Origin of the sequence: Pseudomonas sp. BRM28 (genome assembly GCF_002939405.1) — a bacterium.
In the GTDB taxonomy this organism is placed as follows: Bacteria; Pseudomonadota; Gammaproteobacteria; order Pseudomonadales; family Pseudomonadaceae; genus Aquipseudomonas; species Aquipseudomonas palmensis.
The window spans coordinates 5,447,285-5,463,156 of record NZ_PEFV01000001.1; the positions used below are offsets into that span (position 1 = coordinate 5,447,285).

Here is a 15,872-nt window from a genome sequence, read left to right on the forward strand (position 1 = left end):
ACTTCAACTGCCTTGCAAGGAGTACACCCCATGTTGCGTCCCACCCCCTTGGCCGGCGCCATCGCGCTGGTCATCGGCAGCGTTGCCGTGCCCGAATGCTCTGCCCAGGCCGCACCCGGCGCGGATGACAAGCTCGATACCGTGGTCGTGGTCGGCACCCGCCGCAGCGACGTCACCGCGCTGCAAAGCGCAGCCCCGGTGGATGTGCTGAGCGCCGAAAAGCTGCAGGACACCGGCGCCAGCGACCTGTCCGGTGCGCTGACCGCCCTGTCGCCCTCGTTCAGCTTCCCGCAGTCGCCCCAGGGCGCGTTCGCCGGCTCCATCGCCCAGGGCGCCTCGCTGCGCGGCCTGGCGTCGGACCAGGTGCTGGTGCTGGTCAACGGCAAGCGCCGCCATACCAGCGCCAACGTGACCCGCCAGGGCCTGGCCAACGGGCGTGGCGCAGCGGCCGTGGACCTGAGCCTGATCCCGCTCAGCGCGGTGTCGCGGGTGGAGATCCTGCGCGACGGCGCCGCCGCCCAGTACGGCTCGGACGCCATCGCCGGGGTGATCAACATCGTGCTCAAGGAGAACGACGACGGCGGCAACGTGGGCTATCGCTTCGGCGGCTACGACAAGGGCGACGGCCTGCAGCGCAAGCTCAGCGGCTGGAAGGGCCTGGCCCTGCCCAACGATGGCTTCCTGACCCTGAGCTTCGATGCCGGCAGCCAGGACCCGGCCAGCGACACCAACCCCGACAACCGGATCTTCTACCCCGGCAGCACCAGCACCGATACCCCACGCGAGCAGAACAACCGCTACCGCACCTGGCGCTGGGGCTCGGGCAATGTCTCGGACCAGTACAACCTGGTGGCCAACAGCGAAATCGGCCTGGGCGAAGGGCTGACCGCCTATGGCTTTGCCACCTATGCGCACAAGAACACCGACGCCGACGGCTTCTTCGACCCGCCCACTACCCTGGCCCGCAACTACGGCAGCGATGCGCTGCGCCGCTACCCGGACGGGCGCCTGCCGGTCACCCGCTACAACCTGCAAGACTATGCCGTGACCGGCGGCCTGCGCTGGGAGGACGAAACCCTGGGCACGTTCGACCTGGCTGCCAACTACGGCAACGACACGTTGAAGTCCACCGACCGCAACGCCATCAACCCCAGCTGGGGCACGGCCAGCCCGTCGAGCATCTACACCGGCGAGCGCGAGAACCAACAGACCAACCTGACCCTGGACTGGGTGCGCGACTTCCCCACCGACCTGCTGGCCAGGCCGCTGACCCTGTCGGCGGGCCTGGCCTGGCGCAAGGAGAACTACCACCTGGGCGCCGGCGAGGCGGCCGGCTGGCAGAACGGGCCGCTGTTCGGCAGCCTGGACCCGGTCAGCGGGCGGCCGATCCCCGGTTACTACTCGGGCATCACCAACGTCGATGCCGCGTCGCTGGAGCGAAAGGTGTTCGGCGCCTATGTCGACCTCGAAGGGCAGCTCACCGACAAGTTCCAGGCCGGCGTGGCGCTGCGCTCGGAGCATTACTCGGACTTTGGCGACACCACCAACGGCAAGCTGTCGCTGCGCTACGACTTCACCCCGCAGATCGCCGCACGCGGCAGCCTCAGCACCGGCTACCGCGCCCCTTCGCTGGTGCAGAGCGGGCTGTCCTCGTTCAGCGTGCAGGTGGTGGAGCAGCCACCTGGCAGCGGCAACTGGGTCGAGGTGCAGCAGCGCACCCTGCGTGCCGACAGCCCCGAGGCCGCGCTGCTGGGCGGGCGCGCGCTCAAGCCCGAAGAGTCGACCAACTACTCCCTGGGCCTGGTGTGGCGCCCGCTGGCCAACGCCTCGGTGACTGTGGACGCCTACCGCATCGACATCGACAACCGCATCACCCTGTCCGACCAGTTGCCGGCCAGCGTGGTGGGGCCGATCTTCGCCGGTACGCCGTATGCCAACATCCAGAGTGCGGCGTTCTATACCAACATTGCCGACACCCGCACCGACGGCATCGAGCTGGCCGGCCAGTACCAGTGGGACCTGGCGCAGTACGGCCGGCTGGACCTGAACGCCGGCTTCGCCAAGACCCGCACGCGCATCACCGAACTGCGCGATGCCGGCGGCATTGCCGGCAACCAGATCGTCGGGCGCGCCACCCAGGGCCTGATCGAGCACGGCACCCCCGACACCAAGCTGACCCTCAGCGCAAATTGGCTGTACCAGAACTGGGGCGTGACCCTGACCCAGCGCCGCTACGGTGAATGGCAGAGCCTCAATGCCAGCAACCCCGACCTGGACCAGACCTTCAGCGCGCAGTGGATCACCGACCTGGACCTGAGCTACCGCTTCGACCAGGGGCTGAAGGTCTCGGTGGGTGCGATCAACTTGTTCGACAGCCACCCCGACAAACTCGAAGGCCAGACCCTGTACGGGGTGCAGAAGTACTCGATCACCTCGCCCGAGGGCGCCCAGGGCGCGTTCTACTACACCAGCCTGAGTTACGACTTCTGAGTTTTGTCCGACAATAAAATTGAGCTGGATCAACGTTTGGCGTGATGTATGGCACTTAGCCTTCATCCACTGCGACAGCGCTTCTATAGTGTGGCGGGAACCACGTTCCCCCCACTCTAAGGAGCGTTCATGCTGCGCGTACTTTCACTGGAAAACCTCACCGTCACCCGCAAACTGGCACTGGGCTTCGGGCTGATGCTGGCCCTGGCGGTGTGGTTGGCCGCCACCGGCCTCAAGGGGTTGCACAACGACAAGACTTCGTTCGAGCGGATCAACCGACTGAGCACCCTGTTCGACGAAACGGTGTTTGCCCGCGAGGCCAACTACCAGTACGCGCTGGCGCCCCAGGCCGCCCACCTGGACACCCACCAGACCCACCAGCAGGCCTTGCACAGCGCACTGAACGCGGTGCTCGAGGACGTGCAGCGCGGCGCCTGGCCCGCCGAAGACCTGCAGACCGTGCAGCAACTGGCCGACGGCCTGCAGGGCTACATCACCACCCACCAGGCCGCCCTGGCCCTGGACCCGCCCGACAGCGCCCGGGTGGTGCAGGCCAACGCCCTGCTGGCCGACCTGCAGGGCAGCATCAACGTGCTGTACAAGAAGGAAGAGGAGCGCGCTGCCGCCAGCGTGGCCACGGTGGTCTCGATTCTGCTGGGCGTGACCGTCGCGACCCTGGTGCTGGGCACCCTGATCGCCTGGCTGATCGGCCGGCAGATCGTGCGCCCGCTGCGCCAGAGCCTGGAGGCGGCCGAGCGCATCGCCCACGGCGACCTCACCGTGCAGCTGGACAGCCATCGGCGTGACGAACTGGGCCAGCTGCTGCGCGCCATCGGCGACATGAGCCAGCGTCTGCGCGAGGTGATCACGCGCATTGGTCACGGCTCCTCGCAACTGGCGGTATCGGCCAGCCAGCTGGCCACCATCACCACCCAGACCCAGGCCGGCACCGACAGCCAGCGCAGCGACACCGACCGGGTCGCCACCGCCATGAACCAGATGACCTCGATGGTGCAGGCCGTGGCGCGCAACTCCGAAGACGCGGCCCAAGCGGCCCGCCAGGCCGACGAGGAAGCCAGCGGCGCCTCGGGCATCTCGCGCAATGCCATCGTGCAGATCGAGGCGCTGGCCGGCGAGGTCGGGGTGTCGGCCGAGTCGATGAGCCGCCTGCACCAGGAAATCGACCGTATCGCCAGCGTGCTCGGGGTGATCAAGGCCGTGGCCGGGCAGACCAACCTGCTGGCGCTCAATGCCGCCATCGAGGCGGCGCGTGCCGGCGAGGCCGGGCGCGGCTTCGCGGTGGTGGCCGACGAGGTGCGCAGCCTGGCCCAGCGTACCCAGCAGTCTTCCGAGGAGATCGAGCACCTGATCGGCGAGTTGCAGCGCATTGCCAACGAGAGCACGCAGATCATGCAGTCCAGCGTGGAGCAGACCCAGTCGACCGTGACCGGGGTGCGCAACACCGGCGATGCGCTGGCGGCGATCACCCGGCAGGTCTCGGACATCCAGCAGATGAGCCTGCGCATCGCCAGCGCCGCCGAAGAACAGACCACGGTGGTCGAGGAAATCACCCGCAACGTGCTGCATGTGCGCGAAACCGCCGACCAGTCGGCACTGGCCAGCAGCGAGATCGCCAGCTCCAGCGTCGAACTGGCGCGCCTGGGCAGCGACCTGCAGAGCCTGGTGGTGCATTTTCGCACCTGACGGCTCGCGGCACGGGCTGCGGCGCAGGGCGCGGGCAGGTGAAGGGGGAAAACGGATTGACTCCGTTTCCTGGCTGACCCAAGCTTGCCCCACCCCGCCTGCCCGGATGCCGCATGTCAAAACCGCGCCTCTATACACTGCTCAGCCTGCTCGTGCTGCTCGTCATCGGGCTGGGCTACGGCTGGCTGGGTGACGCCCCGGCCCCCGCGCCGGCCCCCAGCCATGGCTACACCAAGGCGCTGACCATGGCCCATGAAGGGCAGCCGGGGGCGGCGCGGGTGCTGTACCAGCAACTGGCGCGCGCCGACCTGTCGGGCATTCGCCGCGCCAGCCTGCATGCCGAGCTGCCCAACTACCCTTCGCCGCTGGCGCTGAAGCTGGCCGACCAGGACCTGAGCCACGACGACCCGCTGGTGCGCCGCGCGGCGATCGCCAGCATCAGCGCGCTGGTGCCGGCGCCGCAGCGCAGCGTGCTGCTGGGGCCGATGCTCGAAGACCCCGAGCAGAGCGTGCGCTTTGCCGCGGTCGATGCGCTGCTGGGGCTGGGCCCGGACGATGTCGGCCTGTACTACGGCCCGCTGCAGCAGGCACTGGAGCAGTACCAGCAGGCCTTGCTCAAGCAGCTCGACGATGCCGCCGCCCAGGTGCACCTGGCCCGGCTGTACGTGCACGAGGGCCATGACGACGAGGCGGCGCAGGCACTGGAGCGAGCGCTGGCGCTGGCCCCCGACGACCTCGAGGCACTGGCGGCCAAGGTGCGCCTGCTCGACAGCCAGGGCCACGCCGATGCCTCCCGCGAGCTGCTGGCCCAGGCGCTCAAGCGCCACCCCGACTCGGCCTTCCTGCAACACGAGCTGGGCCTGTGGCTGATGCGCCACGACCAGCACGAATACGCGCTGCTGGCGTTCGACCGGGCCCTGGCGCTGGACCCGGACAACGCCGAGTATCGCTATACCCTGGCGTTGACCCTGCACAGCCTGGAGCAGGTCGAGGTGGCGCAGAAGCAGCTCGAAACCCTGCTCGCCCGCCAGCCGGCCAACCGCAAGGCGCGGGTGCTGCTGATCGGCTACTGGAAAGAGACCGGCCAGCTGCAGAACGTGCAGGTGCTGCTGGCCCAGCTGGAGCAGCAGAACCCGGACGATCCGCTGGTGCAGCAAGGCCTCTGAGGCCCCTCGTCCGGGCTCCCGCAAGCGTTTTGAACCCCGCCGAAAGTGGCGTGTCCAGTGATAGTGCATGGATAAAAAGGCAATCGCCTGGCTGTGCGTTATCAAAGGAGATCGCCCGTGAACAATTCGGTGCCAAACGGCGAACGCGCACTGATACTTGCCCCGCCCACCCTCAGCCGCCTGGCGCTGAACCTGTTCGACGAAGCCGGCATACAGGCGCTGGCCACCCGCGACCTGGACGAGATGGCCGATGCCCTGGGCCAGGGCGCGGGGCTGGCCATCATCGCCGACGAGTCCCTGGGCGGCTTCGTGCAGTCGCCCGTGCACAACTACCTGCGTACCCAGCCCGCCTGGTCGGACCTGCCGGTGGTGCTGCTGACCAGCCCGGCCCGGGCGCCGGACGCCGACCTGCACACGGCGCTGGGCAACCTGTTCCTGCTGGCATGCCCGTTCCAGCCCAGCGGCCTGCTGGCCCTGACCCACGCTTCGCTGCGCGCACGCCGTCGCCAGTACCAGGCCCAGTACAGCGCGGCCCGCCTGCAGGACCTGGAGCAACGGGTGGAAGAGCAACTGCGCCACCTGCGCGAAGACGAACAACAGCTGCGCCACACGCAGAAGATGGAAGCCATCGGCCAGTTGGCCGGCGGTGTGGCCCACGACTTCAACAACCTGCTTACCGGCATCGGCGGCAGCGTGGAGCTGATCCGCCGGCGCCTTGCCCAGGGCCGCCAGGAAGACCTGCCCAAGCTTATCGACATGAGCCTGGGGGCGGTGCAGCGCGCCGCCAGCATGACCCACCGGCTGCTGGCATTCTCCAGCCGTCAGCCGCTGGATGCGGGCCCGGTCAGCCTGGCCAGCCTGCTGGACGGCGACCAGCTGCGCGCCCTGCTGACCCCGCAGATCGACCTGCAGGTCAGCCTCGACGCCGACCTGTGGCACATCGAGGTGGACGCGCAGCAGTTGCGCGAAGCCATCGACAACCTGCTGAGCAATGCCCGTGATGCCATGCCCAACGGCGGTGAGCTGCGCATCCACGCCGGCAACCGTCGCCAGGGCAAGCCGTTGCCTGGCGGGCATCCGCTGGCCAGCGGCGACTATGTGCTGCTGAGCGTGCACGACAACGGCTGCGGCATGCCGCAAAGCAGCGTGGACCGCGCCTTCGATCCCTTCTTCACCACCAAGCCCATCGGCCAGGGCACCGGGCTGGGCCTGTCGATGGTGTATGGCTTCAGTCGCCAGTCACAGGGGCACGTGGCGCTGTACAGCAGCATCGGCCATGGCACCCAGGTCGAGCTCTACCTGCCGCGTCATGTGGGGGATGTACAGGGCGCGCCAGCGCCCGCCCCCGGCCCGCCGCCGGAGGCCAATGGCAGCAACCGCGTGCTGATCGTGGAAGACGACCACACGGTGCGCCAGCTGGTCCACGAGACCCTCGCCGAGCAGGGCTACCAGTGCTGCGAGGTGGCCGACGCCAGCCTGGCACTGTCGGTTCTGCGCTCCGACCGGCCGATCGACCTGCTGATCAGCGATGTGGGGCTGCCGGGGATGAACGGGCGCCAGCTGGCGGAGATCGCGCGCAAGCTGCGCCCGGGGCTGAAGGTGCTGTTCATCACCGGCTACGCTGAAAACGCCACCTCGTGCCGGGGCTTTCTCGACCCGGGCATGCAGATGATCAACAAGCCATTCAAGTTCACCCAGCTGACGCGCAAGGTGGCGCAGATGCTCGGCCCGGGCAACGCCCCATGAGCCTGCCCCAGCCCCCGCCGGTGGCCGGCCGGCAGGTCACCGAGCACGCCGTGCGGGTGCTTACGGTGAATGTGCACAAGGGCTTCAGCGCGTTCAACCGGCGTTATGTGCTGCCCGAGCTACGCGAGGCCGTGCGCAGCCAGGACGCCGACCTGGTGTTTCTGCAGGAGGTGCTGGGCAGCCACCGTGGCCATGCCAGCCGCCACCCGGACTGGTCCCACGTGCCGCAGTACGAGTTCCTGGCCGACAGCCTGTGGCCGCAGTACGCCTACGGGCGCAACGCGGTGTACCCGGACGGCGAGCACGGCAATGCGCTGCTGTCCAAGTTCGCCATCCGGCATTACGAAAACCTCGATGTGAGCGTGACCGGCAGCGAGCGCCGCGGCCTGCTCCACGCCGTGCTCGATGTACCCGGCCAGCGTCCGCTGCACACCGTGTGCGCGCACCTGGGGCTGGACGAGCGCCAGCGCGTCAAGCAGTTGCGCCTGCTGTGCCGGCTGCTGGACAGCCTGCCCGCCGAGGCGCCGGTGATCGTGGCGGGCGACTTCAATGACTGGCGCCAGCGCGCCGACCAGCACCTGGCCGGCTGCGGCCTGGTGGAGGTGTTCACCCAGGCCCACGGGCGCCCCGCACGCAGCTTTCCGGCGCGCTGGCCGCTGCTGTGCCTGGACCGTATCTATGTGCGCAACGCCCAGGCCCGGCAACCCCGGGTGATGGGGCGCAAACCCTGGTCGCACCTGTCAGACCACTTGCCGCTGTTCGTGGAGGTACTGCTATGAAGGCCGACTGGCGCGAGGATAACGAGGTGCAATTGCTGATCAATGGCGAGGCGTACTTCCCGGCCGCCTTCGAGGCGATTGCCAATGCCAGTGAGCAGGTGCTGCTGGAGACCTTCATCATTTTCGAAGACAAGGTCGGCAAGCAGCTGCAACAGGTATTGATCGAGGCAGCGCAACGCGGCGTGCAGGTGGAGGTGCTGGTGGACGGCTATGGCACCGCCGACCTGAGCAGCGCCTTTCTGCTGGCGCTGAGCCAGGCCGGTGTGCACCTGCAGGCGTTCGACCCGAGCCCGCGGCGGCTGGGGCTGCGCACCAACCTGTTCCGCCGCCTGCACCGCAAGATCCTGGTGATCGACGGGCACACTGCCTTTGTCGGCGGAATCAACTACAGCGCCGACCACCTGGCCGACTTCGGGCCGATGGCCAAGCAGGACTACGCCGTGCGGGTACGGGGGCCGATCGTGGCCGACCTGCAGCAGGCCACCCTGACCCTGCTCGACGCCCAGCGCGCCCGCCCTGTGCGGCCCCGGGGCTGGTGGCGCCGGGCGCCGCCGATCAGTGCCGACAGCGTGCAGGCGCGCATGTGCCTGTGCATCCGCGACAACGCCGAGCACCCCACCGACATCGAGCAGCACTACATGCGCGCCATCGTCACCGCGCGCGAACGGATCATCATCGCCAACGCCTATTTCTTCCCCGGCTACCGGATGCTGCGGGCCCTGCGCAATGCGGCCCGGCGTGGCGTGGACGTCACCCTGATCCTGCAGGGCATGCCCGACATGCCGCTGGTACGGCTGTGCTCGCGCATGCTCTACAACTACCTGCTGCGCGACGGCGTGCGCATTCACGAGTACTGCGAGCGCCCGCTGCACGGCAAGGTCGCGGTGGTGGACCGCGAGTGGTCCACGGTTGGGTCGAGCAACCTCGACCCGCTGAGCCTGTCGCTGAACCTCGAGGCCAACCTGGTGATCCGCGACCAGGCCTTCAACCAGCTGCTGGGCGAGCACCTGCAGGCGCTGGCCAACAGCCAATGCAAGCCGGTGACCCTGCAACGGGTGCTGCGCGGCTACTGGTGGCGCGCGCCGCTGATCTTCATGGCGTTCCACTTCACCCGGCTGTTCCCGGCCATCGTCGGCTGGCTGCCTGCGCACCAGCCCCGGCTCAAGCCGCTGCAGCCGCCAGCGGCGCTGCAGGAGCCGCTGTCATGAAGCTTTCCGGCACACACTGGCAATGGGCGCGCCGGGCCCTGACCCTGGCGTTCTTCATCCTGATACCGACATTGCTGTTCATGTTGCTGCGCAACCAGGACTGGGGCGAGGTGCGTCACGCCCTGGTGTCCTACCCGCCCGGGGTGTTGCTGCTGGGCGGGGCGATTGCGGCGTGCAGCTTCGTGCTGTTCAGCTGCTATGACCTGCTGGGGCGGCGCTACACCGGCCACCAGCTGCCGGCGCGCCAGGTCGTGCCGCTGGCCTTCGTGTGCTACGCGTTCAACTTGAACCTGAGTGCCTGGGTGGGCGGGGTTGCCCTGCGCTATCGCCTGTATTCGCGCCTGGGGCTGGATGTACCGACCATCAGCCGCCTGCTCGGGCTGGGCCTGGTGACCAACTGGCTGGGCTACCTGCTGGTGGCCGGCAGCCTGTTCGCCTGTGGCCTGCCGCGCCTGCCGGCGGGGATGGAGATCGGCACCGGCGGGCTGCGCGTGATCGGTGTGCTGATGCTGCTGGCCGCTGCGGCCTACCTGGGCGCCTGCGCGTTCGCCAGGCGCCGCAGCTGGCAGGTGCGCGGGCAGGTGCTCACGCTGCCGGGCATCCGCCTGGCACTGCTGCAGGCCGTCATGGGGGCATGCAACTGGCTGCTGATGGGGCTGGTGATCTACACCCTGCTGCCGGACAAGGTGGGCTACCCGAGCATCGTCGGGGTGCTGATGATCAGCAGCATTGCCGGGGTGATCACGCATATTCCGGCAGGCCTGGGGGTGCTGGAGACGGTGTTCATCACCCTGCTGCAGGGCCAGTACGCCAAGGGCACCCTGCTGGCGGCGCTGATTGCCTACCGCGTACTGTACTTTCTGCTGCCGCTGCTGGTGGCCTGCGTCGTCTACCTGCTGCTGGAGCGCGTGGCCAGTCAGGGCGCCGGCGTGCCGGCCCCCGGCCCGCGCGACTCGGCGCGTTGAAGCATGGCCTTGACCTTGCGCTGCAGGCGGTCCAGCGGGAACGGCTTGGTCAGCAGTTCCACCCCCGCCTCGAGGGTGTCGCGCTGGGCGATGGCTTCATCGGTGTAGCCGGTGATGAACAGTATGTTCTGCTGCGGGTTGTGCCGGCGCACCTCGCTGGCCACCTGGCGCCCACTGAAACCGCCGGGCAGGCCGATGTCGGTGATCAGCAGGTCGACCGGCGGGCCGGCCAGGCACGCCGCCAGGCCTGAACGGCCATCCACGGCCTCGATCACGTCGTAGCCTTCCTGTTGCAGCACCTCCTTGATCAGCATGCGCAGGGTCGGTTCGTCATCGATCAGCAGGATCCGCCCCTTGCCCGGCACGCTGACCTTGGCCGGCACCGGTACGCTGGCTGCAGGCTGGCTGTCGGCGCCACAGTAGCGTGGCAGCACCAGCCTGATGCGGGTGCCGCCGGTATCGGACGCCTCGATCCACACCCGCCCGCCCGACTGGCGCACGAAACCGTACACCATCGACAGGCCCAGGCCGGTGCCCTGGCCCACGGGCTTGGTGGTGAAGAAGGGTTCGAAGGCGCGCTCCATCACCTGGGGGCTCATGCCCTGGCCGTCGTCCTCGACCGTCAGCGAGCAGTAGTCGCCAGGGGGCAGGCCGTCCCTGCCTGCGACCCGGGCATCGTAGCGTTCATTGCCGGTACTGATGGTCAGCCGCCCGCCGGCGCGCATCGCATCGCGTGCGTTGATGCACAGGTTGAGCAAGGCGTTTTCCAGCTGGTTGGCGTCCACCAGGGTGCGCCACAGCTGCGGCTCGACCTTCAGCTGCAGGGCGATGTCCGGGCCCAGGGTCTGGCGGATCAGGGCGTCCATGCCGTGCACCAGGGCATTGAGGTCTGCCGGGCGCGGGTCGAGGGGCTGGCGCCGGGCGAACGCCAGCAGGCGGTGGGTGAGCACCGCCGCGCGCTGGGACGCCTCCTTGGCGGCGGCGATGTAGCGATCCAGGCCGTCCAGCTGGCCACTGCCGATACGCCGCTCGATCATTTCCAGGCTGCCGCTAATGCCGGTCAGCAGGTTGTTGAAGTCGTGTGCCATGCCGGCGGTCAACTGGCCCACGGCATCCATCTTCTGGCTCTGGCGCAGCAGTTCCTCGGCTTGCACCAGGGCCGCGGCGCGCTCCTGGTCCAGGGTGATGTCGTGGCCGATGGCGGTATAGATGCCGGTGCTGGGCACGATCGACCAGTTGAACCAGCGGTAATGGCCGTCACGGTGACGGTAGCGGCACTTGAAGCCCTGCACGGTCTGCCCGGCCCGCAGTTGCTGGTGCACCGCTTCGATGCCCGGCCGGTCGTCGACATGGCACAGCTCCAGCACCGGCCTGCCGATGAACGAATCGTCCCAGCCCAGCAGCTCGCGACCGCAGGCATTGATGGCGTAGATCTGCAGGTCTTCGCGCACCAGCATCATGATGTCGCTGGACAGCTCCCAGATGCGTTCGTGGTCTGCGGTCTGCTCCATGATCTTCTGTTCGAAGGCATCGGCGCGTTCGCGCCACACCTGCTCGTTTCTGACCGTCTCGGTGGTTTCGAACACGGTGTTCAGAAAGCCCGCCACCTGGCCGGACTCGTCGCGCACCGGGCTGTAGCAGAAGGTGAAGTACGCCCGCTCCACGTCCCCGTTGCGGTCGGTATCGAGCGCGAAGTTTTCCATGAACACCGCTTCGCCGGCGTAGGCCCGCTGCGCCAGGGCGCTGATATCGTCCCACACGTCGCTCCAGATCACGCTCAGCGGCTTGCCCAGCGGCGCCGGCTTGGCGCCGAGCAAGGGCACGAACGCGTCGTTGTGGATGCTGATCAGCTCGGGGCCCCACACCAGGCAACCCGGAAACTTGGAAGCCAGCAGCATGTCCACGGCGATGCGCAGCGAAGCCTGCCATTGCGGCGCCGGCCCCAGGGCGGTGCGGCTCCAGTCGAACTGGCGTACCGCATCGCTCATGCCGCCCGACAGGTTCGGGGCCGCTTCAGAGTGGGGGGTGTGCATGATCGGGTGCGCTTCCTTGGGGCTCAAGGCTCGGACTGCTCGCCGATATCTTCGTTCCAGAGCTGGGGGTGGTCCTCGATGAATCTGCGCATCAGGCCGGTACAGGTGGCGTCATGCAGCACCTGCAGGTTCACGCCACGGCTCTGCAGCAGGTCCTCTTCGCCCAGGAAGGTGTGGTGCTCGCCGATCACCACCTGCTTGATGCCGTACAGCAGGATGGCGCCGCTGCACATGGCGCAGGGTGACAGGGTGGTATAGAGGGTGGCGTCGGCGTACACGCTGGCGGGCTGGCGCCCGGCATCTTCGAGCGCGCTCATTTCACCGTGCAGTATCGCGCTGCCCTGTTGCACCCGGCGGTTGTGGCCGCGTCCGATGATCCTGCCCTGGTGCACGATCACCGAGCCGATGGGAATGCCACCTTCTGCCAGGCTCTTCCGCGCTTCGTCGATGGCGGCCTGCATGAACGGGTCGGGGTGTGTGGACATGATGGCGGTGACTCCTGTGACAGCGGCTGTATGGGTGGAAACTAGCACAACGCCCTGGGCGATGGCGGGTTTTGCGGCCGCGACTATGCTCTATAGGTTTGCTTCGCCCCACCTCTCCCCGCGCCCGATCACCAGAGGAACGCTGCAATGAGCAAGAAAGTACTGGTAGTGCTGACCAATACCGCCAGGTATCCGAGCCTCAAGCGCGCCACCGGGCTGTGGCTGGGCGAAGCAGTGCACTTCGTTGCGGTGATCGAGAAGGCCGGCTACAAGGTGGACTATGTGAGCCCTGCCGGCGGCTACGTGCCGATCGACCCGCACAGCCTGAGCATGGCCCCGGACCTGGATTGGCAGTGGTACGACGACAAGGCGTTCATGAACCGCCTGGGCGCCACCCTGGCCCCTGACCAGGTCAAGGCGCAGGACTACCACGCGATCTATTTCACCGGCGGCCACGGGGTGATCTGGGACTTCCCCGACAACACGGCATTGCAGGGCCTGGCGCGCCAGATCTTCGAGGCCGGCGGCGTGGTGGCCTCGGTGTGCCATGGCGCGGTCGGCCTGCTCAACATCAAGCTCAGTGACAACACCCTGCTGCTCAAGGACCGCGAGGTTACCGGGTTCTCCAACGTCGAGGAACAACTGGTCGAACTGGACAAGGTGGTGCCGTTTCTGACCGAGAACGAACTGGCCGCGCGCGGTGGCCTGTACAGCAAGGCCGAGGACCCCTGGCAGGAATACGTGGTGCGCGACCAGCGCGAGGGGCGCCTGATCACCGGGCAGAACCCCGCCTCCTCGGCCGCTGTCGCACGCCAGGTGCTGGCAGTACTGGCCGCATCGAAGGCAGGCTAGCCCCCCGGAGTGTCGACGAATAGCACGGCCAATGTCGTCGCGTCTTACAAGGGCAAACTACGCCCCTCACTTATGCTGAACGGCATCCGCTCAAGATGCCCGCGCGCCCCTGCGGCCCGCTCTGTCAACATAGGTGAATCATGCCCCGTCACAAATTTCGCGCTGGCCGTGTGCTGCTGGAACTGCTGGTCATCCTGTTGATCGGCCTGACCCCTGTGGGGTGCGGCCTGTTGATCATGAGCTGGCAGGTGGAAAAGATGCTGGCCGAGTCGACCCTGGTCTCGATCCAGCACACCCAGCAGGACATCGATCGCATCCTCGACTCGCTGCACAATGCCAGCAACAAGGTGCTCAACCTGGCGGACTTCCCCTGCCCACGGGCCCTGCCCAGCCTGCGTACCGAAGTGGTGATGCGCCCCGAGCTGCGCTCGCTGGTGCTGGTGCGCGAGAACCGGGCCTACTGCAGCACGGTGCACGGCGAATACCAGCTGCTGGTCGACCCGGGCAGCTTCTTCAACCAGCGCCTGCGCCTGGAGCCGGGCAACGATGTGACCCCGGACTCGGCCATCCTGTATTACCGCCTGCAGGAGTACCCGCTCGGCGTGCTGGCCCTGGTCGACGCCAAGACCCTGCAAGCCACGATGCAGCGGGTAAAGGCCAGCGCCAACCTGGTGCTGCAGTTCGGTGACGATTACCTGTGGAGCGAGGGCAGCACCTTCGACGACGTGCTGCCCGATCACTCCGAACAGCATGTCCGCGTGCTGTCCGCCAGTTACGGGTACACCATCCATGGCGGCTACCCGGACGGCCATATCTGGCAGGCGATGCTGTCCAACGCCCAGGCCATCATCCCGTCGTTGCTGCTGGTCGGCGTCATGACCTCGGCAGCGGTGTACTGGACGCTGTTTCGCAACCGCCGCGCGCCATCGGTCCGTCGTTACGGTTGAGGCCGGCGCAGGCACAAAAAAAGGCCATCGAGGAATGCTCGATGGCCTTTTTGCATACGCACCGCGTTTATTCGGCGGTCAGTACACCGCGGCGAACCTGGTCGCGCTCGATGGATTCGAACAGGGCCTTGAAGTTGCCCTCGCCGAAGCCGTCGTCACCCTTGCGCTGGATGAACTCGAAGAACACCGGGCCCATCAGGGTTTCGGAGAAGATCTGCAGCAGCAGGCGCTTGTCGCCCGCCTCGGACGAGCCGTCCAGCAGAATGCCCCGCGACTGCAGCTCGCCCACCGGCTCGCCGTGGTTCGGCAGACGGCCTTCGAGCATTTCGTAGTAGGTGTCCGGCGGTGCGGTCATGAAACGCATGCCGAGCTTTTTCAGCGCGTCCCAGCTCTTGATCAGGTCGTCGGTGAGGAAGGCGACGTGCTGGATGCCCTCGCCGTTGAACTGCATCAGGAACTCTTCGATCTGACCGGCGCCCTTGGAGGACTCCTCGTTCAGCGGGATACGGATCATCGCGTCGGGGGCGGTCATGGCCTTGGAGGTCAGGCCGGTGTACTCACCCTTGATGTCGAAGTAGCGGATCTCGCGGAAGTTGAACAGCTTCTCGTAGAAGCCGGCCCAGTAGGCCATGCGCCCGCGATACACGTTGTGGGTCAGGTGGTCGATGATCTTGAGGCCGGCGCCGACCGGGTTGCGGTCCACGCCTTCGATCCACTTGAAGTCGATGTCGTAGATCGAGCTGCCTTCCTCGAAGCGGTCGATCAGGTACAGCGGCGCGCCGCCGATACCCTTGATCGCCGGCAGGCGCAGTTCCATCGGCCCGGTCTCGATCTCGACCGGCTGGGCACCCAGCTCCAGGGCACGGGCATAGGCTTCATGGGCATTGCGCACACGGAAGGCCATGCCGCACACCGACGGACCATGCTCGGCGGCAAAGTAGGACGCCACGCTCTTGGGTTCGTTGTTCAGGATCAGGTTGATGCCGCCCTGACGGTACAGGTGCACGTCCTTGGAGCGGTGGCTGGCAACCTTGGTGAAGCCCATGATCTGGAAGATCGGCTCCAGGGTACCCGGGACAGGTGCGGCCAGTTCAATGAACTCGAAGCCCATCAGGCCCATCGGGTTTTCGAAGATATCTGCCATGTTCGTTTCCTCATCATCAAAGCGTTCAAATCACAGGGGTAGCTTGCTGTCGATGTGGAGCGAACGTGGCGGCGCGCAGGAGATGCCCCTCACACTGCGGGCGAGGTAGTCACCATAAATCAGTTTGAACCCATGACACTTCATATGGGACCTATTCTCGGCCGTCTGATCCTCCAGTGGCGAAGGACCTTATTATTGTATGCGTAACGCGATTCTACAGGGCGTAAGAAAAATTGTAAGTACTTTAGTGCCCGGGCCTGCCGACAGCGGCAGCCTCCCCTGCAGTACATCAGGCTGACGCCCCAGCTGTATACGGGCCGATGAACGGCTATGCTGTGCGCTCAGGGGTACCA

At 67.0% G+C, this 15,872-nt stretch carries 12 protein-coding genes and 1 pseudogene; 10 read left to right on the top strand and 3 right to left on the bottom strand.

Annotation, left to right across the window (positions count from 1 at the left end; translation table 11 throughout):
• The first annotated feature begins 30 nt into the window (after positions 1-30).
• The 8 genes and pseudogenes from CR917_RS25015 (at position 31) to CR917_RS25045 (ending at position 10,058) form a co-directional block, all read left to right on the top strand.
• Positions 31-2,490: a TonB-dependent siderophore receptor gene (locus CR917_RS25015; RefSeq protein ID WP_058540677.1), complete on the top strand. Its 2,460-nt coding sequence runs from the start codon at positions 31-33 to the stop codon at positions 2,488-2,490.
• A 195-nt stretch (positions 2,491-2,685) separates the two neighbouring features.
• Positions 2,686-3,339 (top strand): annotated as a pseudogene (locus CR917_RS28290) (HAMP domain-containing protein); the annotation flags it as partial.
• Positions 3,331-4,194 carry a methyl-accepting chemotaxis protein gene (locus CR917_RS28295; RefSeq protein ID WP_370409184.1) on the top strand — a complete coding sequence of 288 codons (864 nt, stop codon included), beginning with the start codon at positions 3,331-3,333 and terminating at the stop codon, positions 4,192-4,194. The pseudogene CR917_RS28290 and the gene CR917_RS28295, both read left to right, overlap by 9 nt.
• Positions 4,195-4,307: 113 nt before the next feature.
• On the top strand, positions 4,308-5,360 hold the full coding sequence (locus CR917_RS25025; RefSeq protein WP_054915374.1) for a lipopolysaccharide assembly protein LapB: 1,053 nt from the start codon (positions 4,308-4,310) through the stop codon (positions 5,358-5,360).
• Positions 5,361-5,477: 117 nt separating this feature from the next.
• On the top strand, positions 5,478-7,106 hold the full coding sequence (locus tag CR917_RS25030; protein ID WP_088515376.1) for a response regulator: 1,629 nt from the start codon (positions 5,478-5,480) through the stop codon (positions 7,104-7,106).
• Positions 7,103-7,885 carry an endonuclease/exonuclease/phosphatase family protein gene (locus CR917_RS25035; protein WP_043862922.1) on the top strand — a complete coding sequence of 261 codons (783 nt, stop codon included), beginning with the start codon at positions 7,103-7,105 and terminating at the stop codon, positions 7,883-7,885. Before CR917_RS25030 ends, CR917_RS25035 begins: the two co-directional genes overlap by 4 nt.
• Positions 7,882-9,093, top strand: a complete 1,212-nt coding sequence (clsB, locus tag CR917_RS25040; protein ID WP_104573090.1) for a cardiolipin synthase ClsB — start codon at positions 7,882-7,884, stop codon at positions 9,091-9,093. The genes CR917_RS25035 and clsB overlap by 4 nt, the downstream gene beginning before the upstream one ends.
• Positions 9,090-10,058 (top strand): lysylphosphatidylglycerol synthase domain-containing protein, encoded by a 969-nt coding sequence (locus tag CR917_RS25045; RefSeq protein WP_058540675.1) that lies wholly within the window; start codon positions 9,090-9,092, stop codon positions 10,056-10,058. Before clsB ends, CR917_RS25045 begins: the two co-directional genes overlap by 4 nt.
• Here CR917_RS25045 and CR917_RS25050 read toward each other — a convergent pair.
• Complete coding sequence (locus CR917_RS25050; protein ID WP_256589756.1) at positions 10,010-12,091, bottom strand: ATP-binding protein; 2,082 nt, start codon at positions 12,089-12,091, stop codon at positions 10,010-10,012. The genes CR917_RS25045 and CR917_RS25050 overlap by 49 nt on opposite strands.
• Positions 12,092-12,114: 23 nt before the next feature.
• The gene (locus CR917_RS25055) at positions 12,115-12,576 is read right to left on the bottom strand and encodes a nucleoside deaminase (protein ID WP_256589755.1); all 462 of its coding nucleotides are present in this window, start codon (positions 12,574-12,576) and stop codon (positions 12,115-12,117) included.
• 147 nt (positions 12,577-12,723) lie between these two features.
• On the opposite strand from CR917_RS25055, the gene CR917_RS25060 reads away from it, so the two are divergent.
• Positions 12,724-13,428, top strand: coding sequence for a type 1 glutamine amidotransferase domain-containing protein (locus CR917_RS25060; protein ID WP_043862926.1), 705 nt, complete (start codon positions 12,724-12,726; stop codon positions 13,426-13,428).
• A gap of 140 nt (positions 13,429-13,568) precedes the next feature.
• Positions 13,569-14,375: a CSS-motif domain-containing protein gene (locus CR917_RS25065; protein ID WP_043862927.1), complete on the top strand. Its 807-nt coding sequence runs from the start codon at positions 13,569-13,571 to the stop codon at positions 14,373-14,375.
• 67 nt (positions 14,376-14,442) lie between these two features.
• Here CR917_RS25065 and hppD read toward each other — a convergent pair whose 3' ends face one another.
• The gene (hppD, locus tag CR917_RS25070) at positions 14,443-15,519 is read right to left on the bottom strand and encodes a 4-hydroxyphenylpyruvate dioxygenase (protein ID WP_054915379.1); all 1,077 of its coding nucleotides are present in this window, start codon (positions 15,517-15,519) and stop codon (positions 14,443-14,445) included.
• Between the last annotated feature and the right edge of the window lie 353 nt (positions 15,520-15,872).